22 protein-coding genes are annotated in these 18,877 nt (G+C 46.8%); 17 read left to right on the top strand and 5 right to left on the bottom strand.

Features of this window, described 5'->3' with window-relative positions; genetic code table 11:
• Positions 1 to 12: 12 nt before the first annotated feature.
• The 10 genes from ACFQPF_RS04320 to ACFQPF_RS04275 all read left to right on the top strand — a co-directional run bounded on the left by ACFQPF_RS04320 (position 13) and on the right by ACFQPF_RS04275 (position 9,224).
• Positions 13 to 2,052 (top strand): molybdopterin-dependent oxidoreductase, encoded by a 2,040-nt coding sequence (locus tag ACFQPF_RS04320; protein ID WP_379746925.1) that lies wholly within the window; start codon positions 13 to 15, stop codon positions 2,050 to 2,052.
• Between the two features lie 123 nt (positions 2,053 to 2,175).
• Positions 2,176 to 2,922, top strand: a complete 747-nt coding sequence (nfsA, locus tag ACFQPF_RS04315) for an oxygen-insensitive NADPH nitroreductase (RefSeq protein WP_379746923.1) — start codon at positions 2,176 to 2,178, stop codon at positions 2,920 to 2,922.
• Positions 2,923 to 2,971: 49 nt separating this feature from the next.
• Entirely contained in the window at positions 2,972 to 3,814 is an 843-nt protein-coding gene (locus tag ACFQPF_RS04310) for a DUF72 domain-containing protein (RefSeq protein WP_379746922.1), read from the top strand.
• 12 nt (positions 3,815 to 3,826) lie between these two features.
• Complete coding sequence (locus tag ACFQPF_RS04305) at positions 3,827 to 4,639, top strand: sulfite exporter TauE/SafE family protein (protein WP_379746920.1); 813 nt, start codon at positions 3,827 to 3,829, stop codon at positions 4,637 to 4,639.
• A gap of 56 nt (positions 4,640 to 4,695) precedes the next feature.
• Complete coding sequence (locus ACFQPF_RS04300; RefSeq protein WP_379746918.1) at positions 4,696 to 4,998, top strand: YunC family protein; 303 nt, start codon at positions 4,696 to 4,698, stop codon at positions 4,996 to 4,998.
• Positions 4,999 to 5,082: 84 nt separating this feature from the next.
• A complete protein-coding gene (locus tag ACFQPF_RS04295) occupies positions 5,083 to 5,877 on the top strand; it encodes a thymidylate synthase (protein WP_379746916.1) in 795 nt (264 codons plus the stop codon).
• Complete coding sequence (locus tag ACFQPF_RS04290; protein WP_379746914.1) at positions 5,874 to 6,350, top strand: dihydrofolate reductase; 477 nt, start codon at positions 5,874 to 5,876, stop codon at positions 6,348 to 6,350. The genes ACFQPF_RS04295 and ACFQPF_RS04290 overlap by 4 nt, the downstream gene beginning before the upstream one ends.
• A gap of 163 nt (positions 6,351 to 6,513) precedes the next feature.
• Entirely contained in the window at positions 6,514 to 7,302 is a 789-nt protein-coding gene (gene yunB / locus ACFQPF_RS04285) for a sporulation protein YunB (RefSeq protein WP_379746912.1), read from the top strand.
• 313 nt (positions 7,303 to 7,615) lie between these two features.
• The gene (locus tag ACFQPF_RS04280) at positions 7,616 to 9,118 is read left to right on the top strand and encodes a sodium-dependent transporter (RefSeq protein WP_379746910.1); all 1,503 of its coding nucleotides are present in this window, start codon (positions 7,616 to 7,618) and stop codon (positions 9,116 to 9,118) included.
• 1 nt (position 9,119) lies between these two features.
• Positions 9,120 to 9,224, top strand: a complete 105-nt coding sequence (locus ACFQPF_RS04275; RefSeq protein ID WP_379746908.1) for a methionine/alanine import family NSS transporter small subunit — start codon at positions 9,120 to 9,122, stop codon at positions 9,222 to 9,224.
• Positions 9,225 to 9,272: 48 nt separating this feature from the next.
• Here ACFQPF_RS04275 and ACFQPF_RS04270 read toward each other — a convergent pair whose 3' ends face one another.
• Entirely contained in the window at positions 9,273 to 10,283 is a 1,011-nt protein-coding gene (locus tag ACFQPF_RS04270; protein WP_379746906.1) for a M23 family metallopeptidase, read from the bottom strand.
• A 214-nt stretch (positions 10,284 to 10,497) separates the two neighbouring features.
• Between ACFQPF_RS04270 and lipA the strand changes: the two genes are divergently transcribed.
• On the top strand, positions 10,498 to 11,391 hold the full coding sequence (gene lipA / locus ACFQPF_RS04265; protein WP_379746904.1) for a lipoyl synthase: 894 nt from the start codon (positions 10,498 to 10,500) through the stop codon (positions 11,389 to 11,391).
• Positions 11,392 to 11,406: 15 nt separating this feature from the next.
• Here lipA and ACFQPF_RS04260 read toward each other — a convergent pair whose 3' ends face one another.
• A complete protein-coding gene (locus ACFQPF_RS04260) occupies positions 11,407 to 12,021 on the bottom strand; it encodes a YhcN/YlaJ family sporulation lipoprotein (protein ID WP_379746902.1) in 615 nt (204 codons plus the stop codon).
• A 113-nt stretch (positions 12,022 to 12,134) separates the two neighbouring features.
• Between ACFQPF_RS04260 and ACFQPF_RS04255 the strand changes: the two genes are divergently transcribed.
• Positions 12,135 to 12,407: a YutD family protein gene (locus ACFQPF_RS04255; RefSeq protein ID WP_379746900.1), complete on the top strand. Its 273-nt coding sequence runs from the start codon at positions 12,135 to 12,137 to the stop codon at positions 12,405 to 12,407.
• Positions 12,408 to 12,464: 57 nt separating this feature from the next.
• Here the strand turns inward: ACFQPF_RS04255 and ACFQPF_RS04250 are convergent, their stop codons facing one another.
• Positions 12,465 to 12,746 (bottom strand): hypothetical protein, encoded by a 282-nt coding sequence (locus ACFQPF_RS04250; protein WP_379746898.1) that lies wholly within the window; start codon positions 12,744 to 12,746, stop codon positions 12,465 to 12,467.
• 694 nt (positions 12,747 to 13,440) lie between these two features.
• Positions 13,441 to 13,710: a DUF3055 domain-containing protein gene (locus tag ACFQPF_RS04245; RefSeq protein WP_379746896.1), complete on the bottom strand. Its 270-nt coding sequence runs from the start codon at positions 13,708 to 13,710 to the stop codon at positions 13,441 to 13,443.
• Between the two features lie 123 nt (positions 13,711 to 13,833).
• Between ACFQPF_RS04245 and ACFQPF_RS04240 the strand changes: the two genes are divergently transcribed.
• Together ACFQPF_RS04240 and ACFQPF_RS04235 are read left to right on the top strand one after the other, a co-directional pair.
• Entirely contained in the window at positions 13,834 to 14,271 is a 438-nt protein-coding gene (locus ACFQPF_RS04240; protein WP_379746894.1) for a DUF86 domain-containing protein, read from the top strand.
• 36 nt (positions 14,272 to 14,307) lie between these two features.
• On the top strand, positions 14,308 to 15,069 hold the full coding sequence (locus ACFQPF_RS04235; RefSeq protein WP_379746892.1) for a TIGR01457 family HAD-type hydrolase: 762 nt from the start codon (positions 14,308 to 14,310) through the stop codon (positions 15,067 to 15,069).
• A gap of 31 nt (positions 15,070 to 15,100) precedes the next feature.
• On the opposite strand, the gene ACFQPF_RS04230 is transcribed toward ACFQPF_RS04235, so the two are convergent.
• On the bottom strand, positions 15,101 to 15,598 hold the full coding sequence (locus tag ACFQPF_RS04230) for a phosphatidylglycerophosphatase A family protein (RefSeq protein WP_379746890.1): 498 nt from the start codon (positions 15,596 to 15,598) through the stop codon (positions 15,101 to 15,103).
• A 157-nt stretch (positions 15,599 to 15,755) separates the two neighbouring features.
• On the opposite strand from ACFQPF_RS04230, the gene yutH reads away from it, so the two are divergent.
• From yutH to ACFQPF_RS04215, 3 genes are all read left to right on the top strand, one after another.
• On the top strand, positions 15,756 to 16,796 hold the full coding sequence (gene yutH, locus ACFQPF_RS04225; protein WP_379746888.1) for a spore coat putative kinase YutH: 1,041 nt from the start codon (positions 15,756 to 15,758) through the stop codon (positions 16,794 to 16,796).
• Between the two features lie 169 nt (positions 16,797 to 16,965).
• A complete protein-coding gene (locus tag ACFQPF_RS04220) occupies positions 16,966 to 17,940 on the top strand; it encodes a 2-hydroxyacid dehydrogenase (RefSeq protein ID WP_379746886.1) in 975 nt (324 codons plus the stop codon).
• A complete protein-coding gene (locus ACFQPF_RS04215) occupies positions 17,941 to 18,720 on the top strand; it encodes an SDR family oxidoreductase (RefSeq protein ID WP_379746884.1) in 780 nt (259 codons plus the stop codon).
• Positions 18,721 to 18,877: the final 157 nt, after the last annotated feature.

Genomic DNA, 18,877 nt, shown 5'->3' with positions numbered 1-18,877 from the left:
AGGAGACCATCTATGTCCTCTTTTGTAGATCGTTCTAATGGCCGTTTTCATTCTGTCTGTTCGTTGGACTGTCCCGATCAATGCGGACTGATCGTACATAAACGAGACGGAAAAATCACGAAGATTGAGGGTGATCGAGATCACCCTGTAACGAAGGGGTTTATTTGCAACAAGGTCCGGCATATGGCAGATCGTATATATGATGAAAAGCGGCTGAAATATCCGATGAAGAGAGCGGGAGCGAAAGGCGAAGGGCAATTCGTCCGCATCAGCTGGGACGAGGCCGTTGATACAATCATCACACGCTGGAAAAGTCTGCTGCAAAGTGACGGACCAGAAAGCATCCTGCCGTACAGCTTTTACGGAAACATGGGCAACCTGAGCGCTGAAGGAATGGATCGTCGTTTTTTCAATCGTTTAGGAGCTTCTCAGCTTGATCGAAGCATCTGCAACGCGGCAGGTGCTGTAGGCTACAAGTACACGATGGGCGCAAGCTTTGGGGTGGATCCGGAAGATACAATACAATCAAAGCTCTTTATCTTCTGGGGCATCAATGCGGTGAGCACGAATATGCACCAAGCAACGATTGCTCAGCAAGCCCGTAAGCAGCACGGCGCTAAGATAGTCGTCATCGACGTGCATCAAAACAAAACCGCCAAACTGGCAGACTGGTTCATCCCTATTTTGCCAGGTACAGATACGGCTCTCGCGCTCGGCGTCATGCATGTGCTTTTTTCTGAGAACATGACGGACGAAGCCTTCTTAAGGGAATTTACGGTCGGCTATGATGCCCTGCGTGAGCATGTGGTGCAATATGACCCGCATACGGTATCAATCATTACCGGCGTCCCGGCAGAGGATATCGTCCGGCTCGCCAGAATGTACGGCACGACGTCGCCTTCTTTTATCCGCATCGGGAACGGACCGCAGCATCATGACAACGGCGGTATGTTCGTCCGGACGATTTCCTGCCTTCCTGCACTAACAGGGCAGTGGAATGAAAAGGGCGGAGGGGCAATAAAAGGAAACTCGGCGTACTTGGCATACAATACAGATGCCCTGCAGCGCCCAGAACTGTTAAAAGATCCAAACACTCGCATGATCAATATGAATCGTCTTGGTGAAGCCTTGCTGTCACTGGAGCCACCGGTAAAATCACTGTATGTGTACGGCACCAATCCAGCCGTTGTCGCGCCATCTTCACAAAAGGTGAAAAAAGGATTGCTGAGGGATGACTTGTTCACGGTCGTCCATGATCTGTTTATGACGGAAACAGCCAAATACGCAGACATTGTACTGCCTGCGACGTCATCCTTTGAAAACATAGATTTCTACACGTCGTACTGGCATCATTATGTCCAGCTGCAGCAGCCTGTGATTGAGCCATACTTTGAAGCCAAATCAAACGTTGACGTTTTCAGGATGCTGGCGAAAGGAATGGGCTTTGCTGAATCGGCTTTCGATGAGACAGAAGAAGAGATGATCACGCAATCGCTCGAAAACCCGCAAAATCCTTACTTGAAAGATATCAACTATGAAACGTTAGCAAAACATCAATATGTTAAAGCGAATGCGTCCTTTCCAAAAGTGCTGCCGACTCCGAGCGGGAAAATTGAGCTGTACTCCGAAAGAATGAAGAAGGATGGATATCCGCCGCTGCCGACGTATATACCCTTACAAGAAGAGGCGGACCATCACTTTCAATTTATTGCGGCGCCGAACCATAACTTTATGAATTCAACCTTTGCTAACCAGTCCAAACACACATCATTAGAAAAAGAACCGCTCATCGTCCTGCACCGCCTGGATGCCGAAATGCTCAACATCCGTGACGGGGAACAAGTACGGGTCTGGAACGCTCAGGGAGAAGTGTGGCTAAAAGCGGACGTCGGTGACAGTGTCCTGCAGGGAGTAGCTGTCACCCAAGGGCTATGGGAGAACGATCAAGACAGCAAACGCCTTGTCAATACGCTCACTCCTGACCGCATCGCAGACATGGGCGGGGGTGCCGTCTTCTTTTCAGGGAAAGTATCGATAGAAAAGATAAAATAGTGAACAAAGTGGCCTTGGGACGATAACGAGGCCATTTTCTTTGCATGGCACTTGAGCCCATTCAGGTGAAAAGGGAAACCCGTTATGCTAGATTATAGAAAAACAATAATGGAGGCGGTACACATGAACCAAACCATTGAAACGATTCTTTCACACCGGTCGATCCGAAAGTTTAAAAACGAGACGCTCGATCAGAAGACGGTAGAAACGCTCGTGAAATGCGCGCAGGCTGCTTCCACTTCAAGCTATCAGCAAGTGTATTCAATCATCGGAGTCGAAGACAGCGAGATGAAAAAGAAGCTTGCGGTGTTAGCAGGAGGGCAGGACTATGTAGCGGAAAACGGCTATTTCTTTGTGTTCTGCCTCGATTATCACCGTCATATGCTATCAAGCGTCATGACAGGCGCTGATATTACAGCGACGGTTCAATCAATGGAAGGGTTCATCGTCGGAACGGCGGACGCTGCGCTTGCCGCACAGAACATGGCGGTGGCAGCGGAATCCCTCGGCCTTGGCATCGTGTATATCGGCGGAATCCGCAATAACATACAGGAAGTGTCAGATCTGCTGAAATGCCCTGATCATGTAGTACCGTTATTCGGTCTTGCTGTCGGCGTGCCGGCTGCGAACCCTGGAACGAAACCAAGACTTCCAATGAATGCAGTTTTTCATCATAACACCTATAAAAGTGACGATGAGCTCAAAAACGAGCTGCAGAGGTATGAGCAGGAAACGGCCGCATATTATGCTGAGCGCACGGACGGAAAGAGAACGGCCGGCTGGGTCAGCCACATGATGGCTGCGATGGAAGTACCGAAACGAACATTTATGAAGGATTTTCTGAACAAAAAAGGGTTGAACAAAAAGTAATGCTGCAGCTTGAAAAACGGGTTTACACTTGAAAAAAGGAGGTGCCGTGATGATCACAATAGGCGTTACAGGCTGGGGCGACCATGACACGTTATATCCGGACGGCACTCCGCCACGGGACAAGCTGGAAGTGTACGCGGGGCACTTTCCTGTCGTAGAAGTAGATGCTGCTTTTTACGCGGTCCAGCCTGTCCGGAATTACGAACGCTGGGTGTCGCAAACACCTGAATCGTTTTCATTTGTCGTCAAAGCGTATCAGGGCATGACAGGGCACGCACGCGGCAAAGTGCCGTTTGAAACGACGAAAGAAATGTTTGACGCGTTCAAGGAATCAATCAAGCCGGTTACTGAAGCTGGGAAGCTCGATATGGTGCTGTTTCAGTATCCGCCTTGGTTTGAATGTGACAAGGAAAGCGTACAGATGCTGCGCTTCACAAAAGAGATGATGGGAGACATCCCGTCAGCGGTCGAGTTCAGAAATCAATCGTGGTACTCGCCAGAAGTACGGGATAAGACACTGACCTTTGTGAGAGAGGAAGGATGGATACATACGATATGCGATGAACCGCAAGCTGGATCAGGATCTGTACCTCTTGTCCCATTTGCGACCGAGGAAAAGACGCTGATCCGCCTTCACGGCCGGAACGTGCATGGCTGGAACAGCCACGGCCAGGCAAACTGGCGCGATGTCCGGTATCTTTATCGGTACAATGAAAAAGAGCTGCTAGAATGGAAAGCACTCTTAGAGAAACTTAAAAAAGAGACGAAACAGATTGTGATGCTGTTTAACAACAACTCTGGCGGCGATGCAGCGGATAACGCGAAGCAGATGATTGACTTATTGGGTATAGAATACGAAGAACTCGCACCCAGACAGCTCGATTTATTTTAGGAGGAAACCATCATGTTGTGGCTGTTGCTTTTTCTTTTAGGTCTTTCTGCTGGCACGCTCGGAAGCATCATCGGTCTTGGAGGCGGGATCCTGATCGTGCCAGGGCTTTTATCCGCTGATCAATGGTTTTCCCAGCTGCCTGATTTTACACCCCAAACGGCAGTAGGCACGTCAATCGTCATTTTGATCGTCACAGGACTTTCGGCAACGCGCTCGTTTATGGCGGACAAGCGCATCGATTTTAAAAGCGGCTGGCTCTTCTTCTTAGGAAGCGGACCCGGATCGTTCGCAGGCGCTGCGTTTAATGAACGAGCAGATGAAGGCATATTCTTTATCTTGTTCGGGTCCTTTATGCTATTCGTTTCCCTCCTGCTCATCGTCCGTGACAAGCTGCCGAAAGCACAATTTTCCCGAGGGTGGGAAAGAACTTTCACAGAAGCTTCCGGCACTGTTCATACATACCGTTATCCGCCTGTCGTCGCGCTTCTTATTTCGTTTGTGGTCGGTGTCGTCTCTGGTCTTTTTGGCATCGGCGGAGGCTCGCTTATGGTCCCGGCGATGATGCTTCTATTCGGCTTTCCTGTTACAGTTGCCGTGGCGACGAGCATGTTCATGATCTTTTTATCCAGCATTACTGGCAGCATCGCCCACGTCTATTATGGCAATGTGGTGTGGCAGGCCGTAATTGCGCTCGTGCCAGGAGCTTACTTAGGCGGGCGGCTTGGGGCATACATCCATAAGAAGCTGCCAGCGGGGATCGTCGTGACGATGCTGCTGCTCATTCTGGCAGGTCTCGGTCTCCGTTTCATTATTTTAGGAGTGTAGCACACACTTTTTCTTTCTCTTTTCATATCATGTGAGAGAAAGGAAGTGGGATGTTCATGTTAGAGATGAGCCCTATTTTAATAGATGGCATTCCGTTTACTGCAGTCACGCTGCGGCTGCCGAAAACGAACTTTATGGCCGTGTTTAATGATAACGGATACATTATGTGCGGAGCGCTCGATGTAGCCCTGCTTAACGAAAAGCTCGCTGACCGTAAAATCATCGCCGGCCGTGCTGTCGGTGTAAGGACGATCGATCAGCTGCTGGATGCGCCGCTCGAGTCGATCACACACGAAGCGTACGCGATCGGCATTGAAACCGGGATGAAGGGGCGAGACGCTCTTTTGAAGATGGTATAAAAAAATTCGGATAGCCTTTAAGGTTATCCTTTTTCTATGGTAGGATTAATGCATGAAGATTTTCTGGCAGGGGGGAATAACGAAATGAAACAGTACTTACATCTATTACAAGACATCCTAGACAATGGAACGGTGAAAGAGGACCGCACAGGCACGGGAACGATCTCGGTTTTCGGACGCCAGATGCGTTTTAACCTGGAAGAAGGATTTCCCGCTGTGACGACGAAAAAGCTGCACATGCGCAACGTGATCCACGAGCTTCTTTGGTTTTTAAAAGGTGACACGAACATCGCTTATTTAAAAGAAAACAACGTGAGAATTTGGGACGAGTGGGCGGACGAGAACGGAAACCTCGGGCCGGTATACGGCTATCAATGGCGCTCGTGGACATCACCGGACGGACGCGTGATCGACCAGATCGCGAACGTTGTAGATGACATAAAGAAGAATCCAGATTCAAGGCGCTTGATCGTGACCGCGTGGAACCCGGCTGATGTGCCGAACATGGCACTTCCTCCATGCCACCTGCTGTTTCAGTTTTATGTGGCGGACGGAAAGCTGTCGTGCCAGCTGTACCAGCGTTCTGCCGACACGTTCCTTGGTGTGCCGTTCAACATCGCTTCCTATGCGCTTCTGACGATGATGGTCGCACAAGTAACGGGCCTCAAGCCAGGTGAATTCGTTCACACGATCGGTGACGCCCATATCTACAGCAACCATTTGGAACAGGTGAAGCTGCAGCTTTCACGCGATCCTCATCCGCTGCCGCAGATGAAAATCAATCATGATGTGAAAAGTCTTTTTGATTTTACATACGATGATTTCGAGCTTGTCAATTACGAGTCACATCCTCATATAAAGGGAGCGGTTTCGGTATGATTTCATTTGTCGTAGCGATGGACAAAAACAGGCTGATCGGCCGAAACAACGAGCTGCCGTGGCATATGCCGAATGATCTGCAGTATTTTAAAAAAGTGACGCTGGGTAAACCGATCGTGATGGGCCGCAAAACGCATGAATCGATCGGCAGGCCGCTTCCGGGACGTGAGAACATCGTCATGACGCGCGATGAGCGGTATGAAACAGAAGGATGCACCGTCGTGTCGTCTGTTGATGACGTGATATCGAGGGATGATGCGGAAATCTGTGTAATCGGCGGATCTGACATTTTCAGCCTATTCATGCCGCATGTGACAAAAATGTATGTGACTGAAATTCATCACGAATTTGAAGGAGACACGTATTTTCCATTCTTCTCAAAAGAGGATTGGACAGAGGTGTCTCGTGAAAAAGGCGAGACGGATGAAAAAACAGTCTATCCTCATGACTTTGTTGTCTACGAAAAAATATAGTAAAACGTGCTGCTGGTCCTCGTAATCAGCAGCATTTTTTGCATTTTAAGAAAGTATAAAATGAACTAAGGTTGGCGTCAGCCAAGTTTTCTTTATGTGGCAACCTTTATACGTAAATCCTGCCCTCTCTGCATACATATGTAGAAGAGAGGGGGTTATCTCTTTGTTTAGACGGCGACGGAAGATCAGAATGCGGAAGGGACCGCTTCCTATACGTTACGTGCTTTCCATGAGCTTGATTATTTTTATGGTGATGACCATCCAAGGTCTTTGGATCGTGAACAAAGGGATAGAGCCGACGCTTATTCATATAGCCGAAACGAAAACAGATGAGATCGCCTCACAGGCGATCAACGAAGCAGTCATGAACAAAATCGTCGAAACCGGTGACATGGATAATGTGGTGAAGTATGTGAAGAACGATAACGGAGATATCATATCAGCCTCAATTGATCAAAAGGTCGTCAACCGTATCATGTTTCAGGCTGGGAAAATCGTTCAAGCTTATTTGAAGAATATAGAAGAAGGCAAACATAGTGATTTTGGGTTGATGAGCGATGAACTAGAGGAAGTAAATGATTATAAAAAGCCGCCTGGGCTGGTAGCATACATTCCGCTTGGTCAAGCAACCAAAAATGCTCTTTTAGCCAACCTAGGACCGAAAATACCTGTTAAATACACCGCTATCGGTGATGTGGATACCGATGTTGAAGAAACATTTGAGGAAAAAGGAATCAACAATGTCAAACACAATGTCAGTGTTATCGTCAAGGTAAAAGTTAAAATCGTCATCCCGTTTGCCACAAAAACAGCCATAGTCGTTCGTCCCATTCCGATAGCGTCTTATATACTTCCAGGCGAAGTCCCGCAATACTACAACGGCTCACAAAACGGATCAGGCTCCACCATCCAGCCATCTGTCCCGCTTGAACCGAACAAAAAGAAAAAATAGAACCAAACAAAAAACCGGCAGATGCCGGTTTTTTGCTTGTTAATAATTTCTCCGACTCCTTTTAGTGGGGGCCGGTACCGTTAACGGATTTCCATTCCCCCCAAGTCATAATCACGGTACCGAACCCCCATTGTTTAAAGCCACCTTCGTCATTGTGTGAAGAAAACAGAGTTAGAGAGCAAAAAGTCCTTAACATATGACAAATTTCGTCAAAATGTTTTGACATTTAGACAGCGAGCATATATACTAACAACAGAATAATCAGAAAAGACAAAATACTCAAAAGTTTTAACTTTTGAAGGGGGACATCATCATGGAAAACCGTCAACAATTTGCCAGCCGCTACGGTTTTATAATGGCAGCTGTCGGTTCAGCGGTAGGGCTCGGAAACATCTGGCGATTCCCGGCTGTAGCGTATGAAAACGGCGGAGGGGCATTTTTAATTCCTTATTTAATCGCACTACTGACGGCAGGAATTCCGCTTCTTATTTTGGAGTTCACGATGGGTCACAAATACCGCGGTTCAGGGCCGTTATCTTATTTCAGAATGAACAAAGGTGCTGAGTGGCTTGGCTGGTGGCAGGTGCTGGTAGCATTTGTTATTTCTACGTATTATGCAGTCATTATCGCTTGGGCATTATCGTATACTGTTTTTTCGTTTGATTTAAAATGGGGAGATAAGCCGGATGCTTTCTTAGTCGGTGAGTATTTAAAAGTTGCCGATCCTGGGGTGTTTGGAAGTCTTGTTCCTGGCGTCCTAATTCCACTGTTAATCGTTTGGATCGTCACGATCGCCGTGCTGTTTAAAGGCGTTGCAAAAGGAATTGAAAAGCTGAATAAAATCTTTCTTCCGCTTCTGTTTATCATGTTCACATTGATTGTTATCCGCGCCATCACACTCGATGGTGCAGCAGAAGGGTTGAACGCATTTTTTGAACCTCGCTGGGACTTGCTTACTTCCGGCAAGGTGTGGGTAGCAGCGTATGGACAGATTTTCTTCTCGTTGTCTATCGCATTCGCGATCATGATCACGTACTCTAGTTATCTGCCGAAAAAGTCGGATATTAACAACAATGCATTTATCACTGGCTTCGCGAATTCCGGTTTCGAGCTTCTTGCTGGTATCGGTGTATTCGCAGCACTAGGCTTCATGGCTCAGCAGCAAGGTGTCCCGGTAGATGAAGTCGTTAAATCGGGTATCGGGCTTGCATTCATGGTCTTCCCAAGCATCATCAACTCGTTCCCAGGGTTGAATGAAGTGTTCGGCGTCTTGTTCTTCTTGTCTCTCGTATTCGCGGGCATGACATCCTTAATTTCTATCGTAGAAGTGTATGTCGCCGCATTACAGGACAAGTTCAGCATCAGCCGCTCTAAAGCGGTATTGTTCGGCGGTCTTGTATCAGCGTTGTTCTCACTTATTTACGCGTCAAACGGAGGTTTGAACTTCCTTGACATCGTGGACCATTTTATCAATACGTACGGAATTGTCCTTTCAGGATTGATTGAAGTCATCCTTATCGGCTGGGTGTTCAAGAAGCTTGGTGAATTACAAAACCATGCGAACAGCCTTTCCGATTTAAGAACAGGCAGCTGGTGGGTGATCTGCCTAAAGTTCGTTACACCTGTACTGCTTGGCTATATGCTCATTCAGCTTGTTATCACCGAGTTTAAAGAACCGTATGGCGGTTATCCAGTAGACGCACTCATTAAATACGGGGCGGTGACATCTGTCACAATCATCCTTCTAGGAGTGCTGCTTTCTTTCTTAAAATGGGATAAAAACAAAACGGCCAAAGAACATAAGGAGGCGATGTAGCATGTCTGCAAGTGCAATTGCCATGATGTTAGTCGGTATGGGCATCATTTGGGGCGGACTTGCTCTTAGCATCCTGAATGTTGTCAAAGTATCGAAAAATAAATAAGCAAAAGCAAAACCCTCGCTGCAGCTCGGCGAGGGTTTTGCTGTGCTGTTACCTTCTTCTTGATGCCATCCGCTCCTGCCTCTCCCAAGCTTTCAGATAAGGGTATGGATCGAACGCCCACTCGGTGAATCCATTATCGCGGTACATGCCGAAATGAAGGTGCGGCGGAAATTTCCCAGAAGTTCCTGGAGGCCCGTAGCCAGAACTCCCCACATAGCCGATTACGGTGCCTGGTTCAACAATAGAACCCTTCTCAACCCCTTTGTTAAAGCTTCCAAGGTGAGCGTAATAATGATACACATTATTGATGTCACGGATTCCGATCCGCCATCCGCCAAACCGGTTCCATCCTTTAATTTCAACAACACCATACGACACCGCTTTAACCGGTACGCCGTAATCCGCAAAGATATCGGTTCCTTCATGAATGCGTAAGCCGCCGAACCCTCTGCGGTCGCCCCACGTGTTGCGATAACTGTAATTCGATCGGAGCGGGACGATAAAGCTGTGCTGGTCCAGGCTCACTGTTCCATAAGATTTGTAGATCGCTGCGTTCTCTAAAATGATGCCGACCGCTTTATCGCGTTGATAATAATTCCAGAGGCCGATTTTAAAATTTTCTTCGTCAAAGCCATTTTTTCCGATAAGCGATGCAAACGTGAACAACACATCCTCGTCGTTCTCCCGGTCAGCAAGACCATCACTGTTGCCGTCTTTTCCAAGACCGCCAAAAAGCGAAATGGAATTGGCATTTTTATCTTCCAAATCAGGATTCAGCGGGCCAACCCATTGAGCGGGGGAGAAAAAGATGCCGGTAAGTCCAGTTCTTTTCGGAAGGTCCGTTCTCGCTCGTCTGACACTCCGTTCATACTGATCGGCTCCGGCAAAGTAATACCAGGGTATCAGCGTGGTCGTCTCCATTTTTTTATATAAGGCGAGGCGGTCGACATCTTCTTTGGAATAAGAAGGAGGCTTCTTGTTTTCAGCCGCTTCCCCCTTATTGGGGCATTGAAGAAGAAGTGCGGCAGCTGCAATCAGGACAATGCCCGCTTTTAACATGCGCCCTCCAGCTCCTTTCGTTGTTTTCAATTAGCATTAGTTTGTGGAAGAGAGCGCTCTTTATGAAAATTTTTTGTTGGAAAGTGGTGGGTTTGGCTATTTTTTCGCGTTATGATAAGGTAATAAAGGTGAATGTTTTAATCACATTAATTGGTTTTATACTAAAAGGTCTTTATAATTACCTCTATAGGAATGCGGAAATGGAGTGGTAAGAGTGGCAAAGCAGGAAGAACACTTACGTAAGCCGGAGTGGCTGAAAATAAAGCTCAACACAAACGATAACTATAAAGAATTAAAGAAAATGATGCGTGAGAAAAAGCTGCACACGGTATGCGAAGAAGCAAGATGTCCGAACATCCATGAATGCTGGGCAGTCCGCAAGACGGCAACGTTCATGATATTGGGCGATGTATGTACGCGTGCATGCCGTTTTTGTGCCGTCAAAACAGGACTTCCGACTGAACTGGACCTGCAAGAGCCTGAGCGTGTAGCAGAATCTGTGGAGCAAATGGGTCTTAAGCACGTCGTGATCACGGCGGTTGCCCGTGATGATTTAAAAGATGGCGGAGCGTTTGTTTTTGCTGAGACAGTCAAAGCCGTGCGCGCCAGAAATCCGTTCTGTTCCATCGAAGTGCTTCCATCAGACATGATGGGTATAAAAGAGAACTTAGAAATGCTCATGAACGCGAAGCCAGACATCATGAACCACAATATTGAAACGGTGAGACGATTGACACCTAGAGTCCGTGCACGCGCTACATATGAGCGTTCACTCGAATTCCTGCGCCGCGCAAAAGAGATGAACGAGCGCATCCCGACGAAGTCCAGCCTCATGATTGGGGTTGGTGAGACGTGGGAAGAAATCATCGAAACGATGGATGATCTACGCGCGAACAACGTCGATATCATGACGATCGGGCAATATCTTCAGCCGACGAAAAAACATTTAAAGGTACAAAAGTACTACACACCAGAAGAGTTTCAAGAATTGAAGAAAATCGCGCTCGGCAAAGGATTCAAGCATTGTGAATCTGGACCGCTCGTTCGTTCTTCTTATCATGCGGATGAGCAAGTCAACGCCGCACAAGCAAACACAAGCAGCCTATAAGAGCTGCTTGTGTTTTTATTTTCCGGACATTTTGCCCCTCATATTGTTGCTCTCACCGTTCATCTCGCCGTTTTCATTTTCTCCATAGTTCCATTTCTTTCCTTGAGGAGCTTGTTTCATCTGAGCGATCAGCTCGTCAATAATGCCTTCAATGTTTTCCGTATCATTATTTAAGGCCTGGTATTGCTCAATTTTATCGATCATGCCTTTTTCATCACTCACGTACACATGATAATACCGCGGCACAACAGCAAAAGCGGTCATCTTGATTTGATCAGCGGCAGCATTTCTGTCCTTATTCGTTGTCCGGTAGGCGATCAGCACTTCTTCATCTGTCACATATGTTCCAACATCCTTAATGCCAGGCAGCTGCAGCGACATGTCTGAAATCATATCTGCGAGCTTTTGTCTGTTTAAGTATGGGACGCTGTTCCCTGTTTTCACTTTGTCGCCCTCTTTATGGCGCATATAACCAAAATCGCTGTAATTCATGTTTTGGCCGATACGGTTCTCATCGGTCACGTTCATTTTTGAAAACTTATATTCATCACCGGCTTTTTCTTTATCATTGCCGCCGCAGCCTGATAAAAGCAGGGCGGATAAAAGAAAACCTGTTATATAACGCATCATCTTCACCTCCTTATCCTTAGTGTCACCAGAAGACATCGTTTCCTTGTGAAGAAATTGTTGGCTGTTAAATAGAAACTCATGGTAAAATAAAACCAAGTGAGGTGAGCGGAACCTTGATTACAATCGGAAATCATTCATATGAAATGGTAGAAGATTTTCGTGAGGCGTTTGATGAAGAACAGTTTAAAGCACGCTACAGCGAAATTTTGCATAAATACGATTATATCGTTGGAGATATCGGCTACGAACAGCTGCGTCTGAGAGGCTTTTTTGAAGATCATCACGACAAAGCCACGTACGATACGAAAATAAGCACATTGCCAGAGTACATTTATGAATACTGCAACTTTGGCTGCCCATACTTTGTTATGAAGAAAGTGAAATAAACCCCTGAAACGAGTTCAGGGGTTTATTTCTTTTGGCGTTCTGATACTTCAGAGGTGCTACTGAACATCCTCATAGGGCGATTGCGTGGAGCGGCCAGGATCATCATGTGCCGGGTGAGCACCAGGGTACTTGCGTTCAATGCCTTCATGCAGCGATTTGTTTTCATAATTGAAGGCACTGTAATACCGCTGGTCCTCTTTCCATGGCGTCGATTTTCCGAGCTTCCTTATGATCGGTGAACCATAAGGCCCTTCTGGAAAATCCTCAGGCAGAACAAAACGTCTGCCTGTCTCGACATTAGAAAAGTCCGTATATTTGTTTTCCTTTTCATCAGACAACAAAAACCACCCTTTCTCTCGCAGCAGCCAGTCGGGCAAAAGCCCTAACCGTAGTCTGCCCAGAAGGATGGTTTTTTCTTTACGAGTTTTAAATTACACCATTATGTATAGCATGAGGTGTTATAAGCTTTTCAGAATGATGGAAGCGCTAAGTTTTTTAAGGCATCTTGAATCCCTCTTTGATAAGTTGATCTTCGTCTCAGGTGCCGACTCCTCGAAAATGAAAATCACATTTTCTTGCGTTGGATGTCTTGCTGCGTAGCTTTCCTTTGAGCCAGTGCCCAATAAGTCACAAACCGATTCTTTAGGTCCCTTTCTCATTTGCTTGCCCTAGGCTGGACGAGCCATTTCTGCTTTTCGGTTTGTCCAGCAGAAATGGCTAGCCCCTCGAGGTCAAATGAGCCAGTGCCCAATAAGTCACAAACCGATTCTTTAGGTCCCTTTCTCATTTGCTTGCCCTAGGCTGGCCGAGCCATTTCTGCTTTTCGGTTTGTCCAGCAGAAATGGCTAGCCCCTCGAGGTCAAATGAGCCAGTGCCCAATAAGTCACAAACCGACTTACCGGTCCCTTTCTCATTTGCTTGCCCTAGGCTGGACGAGCCATTTCTGCTTTTCACTTCACCCCTCTGGATAAGCGTGCACCTGTAACGCAGATCAACTCTGCTTCATTGATTTCTTAAAGCAACAAAAGTTACTTACACCACCTCGTACAAAAACTCCCTCAACTCCTGAGCATCCTCTTCGTTCAAATTAAACGCATGCTCCAAATAGCCCTCTTCCTCTAAATCATCCGTCCCGATTATCGCGAAGCGGTTGCTGAGCATGTTCAAGATAAGGAGTTTTCCGTAATGGCGCCCTGTCTTTACGATCGCTAAATCAAAGCGCGTGTTTCTGCCCATAAAGCTGACAAACCGAGTCTGTGACTGCTCTGTATCATCATATAAAAAAAATCGTTCATTACTCATCGTCATCCCGCCTTTCGTTCTCCTAACAATCTAATGATAGCAAAATTCGGTACTGTATTACAGTCTGGCACCGCAATTGTGGTAAACTATAGTGGTTAAAAATAATGAAAATCAGGTGAGATCATGTATTTTGTGGACCGCAAAAAAATGGAACAGCATCTGCAATATATTGAACAGCTGTTAAAGGATTTTAATGAACTAAAACAGATAAACACCCCATCTAATTGCTATGCGCTCGAGAGAATCGGCCATCTGTTGATTGAATGCATGATGGATGCCGGCAACAGCATTATCGATGGCTTTATCATGAGAGATCCAGGAAGTTTTGACGATATTCTTGATATCTTGGATGATGAAAAGGTGCTTCCTTCATATGATGCTGCCGCTCTAAAGAACGTTGTGGCTCTTAGAAAACAGCTTGTGCAGGATTATATGGACATCGAACATGAACAAATCCGGACCGTTATCCAAAAACATATTGAAGTCCTTGCATCCTTTCCGCAGCATGTTCGCAACTATTTAGAAAATGAACTTGGACCGGTTTCCGCTTTTCTGCCATAACCAAACAGCGATTTATACATCAAGGAGGGAACGGCTATGAACTATAAAGGCTTTTTAATTGATCTAGACGGAACAATGTACAGAGGGACAGAACGGATTGAAGCCGCTGTTGCTTTTGTAAAAAAACTGAAAGAAAAAGGGCTGCCTTATTTATTTGTCACGAACAACTCGTCCAAGACGAAGAAACAGGTTGCAGAGGTGCTCAAAAACTTCGATATTCCTTCTACGGAAGATCATGTGTTTACAACAAGCATGGCGACGGCAAGCTATATCGACCAGCTGAAGCCTAATGCCTCAGCTTATGTGATCGGGGAGGACGGCATTAAAGAAGCGCTGCAGGAAAAAGGCATCACACTGACCGAAGATTCCCCTGATTTTGTTGTGATGGGAATTGACCGTACGATTAATTATGAGAAGCTCGCCCTAGCTTGCCTTGCGGTCAGGGGAGGAGCGACGTTTATCTCGACGAACGGTGATATTGCCATACCGACTGAGCGCGGCCTGCTGCCGGGGAACGGCTCTCTTACTTCTGTTGTAGCCGTTTCTACACAGACAGAGCCTGTTTTTATCGGCAAGCCGGAGCCAGTGATCATGGAGATGGCACTTGCTGCGCTCGGCACACCGAAAGAAGAAACGCTCATGATCGGCGATAATTACCAGACCGATATTATGGCAGGCATCCGCACAGGACTGCATACTCTGCTCGTGCATACAGGTGTTACCCAGCCTCATCATTTAAAAGAAATTGACCTTCATCCAACATATGTGGTAAACAGCCTAGATGAATGGGAAGTGTAATAAAGAAAACGCCGCAGCTGCGGCGTTTTCTTTATTCTGTATTCGCGGCTCTGTGAGCGAGCCGGCTAGATGCGGCTGCGGCAATCGCACCCACAATGTCATCCAAAAAGGTGTGAACTTTTCCTGATGATTTGTCGTTCAGCTTCTCTAAAATGCCAGGCTTCTGTTTATCGATGTAACCGTAGTTCGTGAACCCGATTGAGCCATAAATGTTAACAATCGACAGCGCGATGATCTCATCAATGCCATACAAGCTTTCGTCCTTTTCAAGGATTTCCTGAAGCGGCCCTTCCAGCTTTTTTTGTTCTGCCAACACATCAAGAGCAATGCCAGTCAAGATGGCATTTTGCACCTCACGCTTAGCAATGACGCGCTCTACGTTATGCAAACAAACATCCACTTTAAGCTCTGGATGATAAGGGACTTGAAGGAAATAGACAAGCTCAGCGATATCTTTCAGCGTAACGCCTCTCTCCAGCAGCATCCTTCTTGCAGCGGCTTCTACATTTTCTACTTTCTTATCAGGCATATGTGCAGTCTCCTTTTATCATCCCATTAGTAGTTTTTATAGTATATGTTCAGGTGCTGAACTTATGAATTTTAGGCAAACCGCTAACAAGACAAGGCATAGGAGCATATGATGCATAAGACGCTTGCATAGGCAGATGCTCATGTGCGGGCGAACGATGAAAATGGTGGTGGATGCCATGTTTGAACGAGATATATATCATAATTATCAGCTGGTTTGTGAAGCCAAGAAACTCGACCGTGGTTTCCGGACGTTCTGGAGCAGGGGAGAGCGTTACATTGTTGTGCCTCAGCGCAATTTTTCATTTGAAGAGATACAAGAGATGGTGTATGTGAGTGAGTGCTTGAAGCAAGCGGGGGAAACGGGAATCGCTGAGCTCTGTCCGACGGTTTCCAGCATGCCGAATGCCTATATTGACGGAGCGGCCGTCATGCTGTTTAAGCTCGACACAAGCGAGCGCGCGCCGTCACAGCCGATCGGTGAGGAATTAGCCCAATTTCACAAACGGTCGAAGAACATTCATCATTACCACCCCCTGCAGCGCACAGCATACGGACAGTGGGCAGAGCTTTGGATGAAGCGGATGGATGACATGCATAAGCGGTATTACGATGTGAAGCAAAGAAAAGAGAAAAATGACTTTGACCGTTTGTTTCTCACATCGTTTCCGTATTATGAAGGACTCGGAGAGAACGCGATACAATATATCGTCGATCACGGTCTTGAAAGGGGGCCGGCTGGTCTTGGATCATCAGCCGTGTGCCACGACCGGTTTACAGAAGGAGCGTGGGTGGACGTGGACGGTTCGCTTGCCAAGCTTCCAGTAGGCTGGATCGTCGATCATCCTGTACGAGATCTTGCGGAGTACATCCGCTCCAACATTTATCAGGATCACTTCCGGAACAACCAAGTGCTCGGTTTCATCGACGATTATGAAAAAGTAAAGCCGCTCTCCAAAAGCTCATGGAGGCTGCTATATGGACGCTTATTGTTCCCTGTGCACTATTTTGATATGGTAGAAGGCCATTACGAAAACGAACGAGATATCGGCAAGGAGCTCTTTGTAAGAAGCTTTCACGATACGGTCGGAAAAGAGCATCAAAATGAGCTGTTTTTGCGCTCGTTCTACAGAGCAATAGGGCTTCCAGTCAAAGAACTCAATATACCGGTCGTCGACTGGCTGTCGACACCTTACTAGGAAAGAGAGCGGAAAACCGCTCTCTTTTTTAGTCGGGGTCCGGTACGTTTCTCAATGCGCCTTACTACAGGGCGCATGTTTCATTTGTGTACCGGACCGCGACATTGTGATGAATCACTTTGCAGGGAACAGCAGGACATGCGAAAATAAATGAAAGGAGTGAGGAATTTTGAGTAAGCCTTATGTGTATGTTACAAGAAAGCTTCCCGAGCATACGCTGACTAAATTAGCTGATATAGCGGAGATTGGCATGTGGGACAGCGAGGATACGGCGGTACCACGCGATGTTCTTATTAAAGAAGCAAGAAGAGCAGACGGACTTCTTGTTATGCTGTCCGATAAACTTGACGATGAAATTCTTCGTTCTCCGTCTTTAAAAATCGCAGCGAACCTTGCTGTCGGCTACGACAATATGGATACAGCTGCAGCAGAAAGACATGGCGTCGTAATCACCAATACTCCCGATGTGTTAACGGACACGACCGCTGATCTCGTGTTTGCACTCATTCTCTCTTCCGCCAGGAGAGTTGTGGAAGCGGCGCAATATGTAAAGAATGGGGATTGGAAAAGCTGGAGCCCTCTTCTATTGGCAGGAGCGGACGTCCACCGCAAAACAATCGGCATTTTCGGAATGGGACGCATCGGGGAAGCAGTAGCACGGCGTGCGAAGGGCTTTGACATGAACGTTTTGTATCATAACCGTACGAGAAAAGAGATTACAGAAACCCTAGTCGGGGTCCGGTACGCAGCATTAGACGAACTGCTGCAACACTCTGATTTTGTTGTGAACCTCGCTCCACTGACAAAGGAAACAACGAAAATGTTCGGTAAAGAGGTTTTCTTGAAAATGAAGAAATCGGCTTTTTTCATCAACGGAGGAAGAGGAGGATCGGTGGACGAAGATGCATTGTTACACGCGCTGCAGCAGAAAGAGATTGCCGGTGCGGGACTGGATGTTTATGAAGTAGAACCAATTGATCCGAATCATCCTCTATTAACGATGAAAAACGTGACAGCACTGCCGCATATCGGAAGTTCAACAATCGAGACACGCTGTGCGATGGCACGTTTGGCGGCTGAAAACATTGCACTTGTCCTGACTGGAAAAGCCGCCAAAACACCGATCTTGTTAAGGAGTGAATAGATGAATCTGCCACTCAAAGGAAAGACCGCCCTTGTTACAGGAGCGGGAAGGATGGATGGGATAGGCGCCGCTGTCTGCCTGCTGCTAGCTGAAAAGGGAGCGGACGTTTTCTTTACATATTACGAGCCGTATGACTTGGACGAGGAATGGAAGAAGAGTTCATTAAAAAGCACCGAGCAGCTGAAGAGAGGCATACGTGAGAAAGGAAGAATAGCATGTGCAGCCGAGATTGACCTGAGCCAGCCTCAGGCTGCCCATGACCTGTTTGAACGGGCAGAACAAGAAATGGGTGTGCCGGATATTCTGGTGAACAATGCGTGTTATTCGAAACGCGACAGTATCCAATCACTGACAGAAGAAAGCATCGACAAGCATTACGAGGTAAATGTCAGGTCTGTACTGATGCTATGCAAAGAATTTGCACTTCGTTACAAAGGAAAAGAAGGAAGGGTCATTAATCTCACGTCCGGTCAGGGGCTTGGTGCGATGGCAGGTGAAATCGCATACGCCGCCACAAAAGGGGCGATACAGGCGGTTACTGCGACGCTTGCTGCTGAACTGGCGCCGCTGCATATGACCGTGAACTGCGTCAATCCCGGGCCGACTGATACAGGATGGGTGGATGACAACCTGCGTGAGGCGCTATTGCCCAAATTTCCTTTTGGAAGGCTCGGCATGCCTGAAGATGCGGCCAAAATCATCGCCTTTCTCGCAAGCAGTGACAGCCAATGGATCACAGGACAAACGATTCATTCAGAAGGCGGATTTTTAAGACAATAACACAAATATGGATTCAAAAAGATGCTGAGGATTTGGCATCTTTTTTATATGTGTTTTCTCAAAGTGACTCAGGAAACAAAAAATCTGAATAACTCACAAAAAAACTGTCATAAAAAACATTGGAATTTTTATAAATATACAGTTGAATTAATTTTTA

This window comes from Fictibacillus iocasae, assembly GCF_042665465.1.
Taxonomy (GTDB): Bacteria; Bacillota; Bacilli; order Bacillales; family Fictibacillaceae; genus Fictibacillus; species Fictibacillus iocasae.
This window is presented reverse-complemented; position numbering and strand designations above follow the sequence as displayed.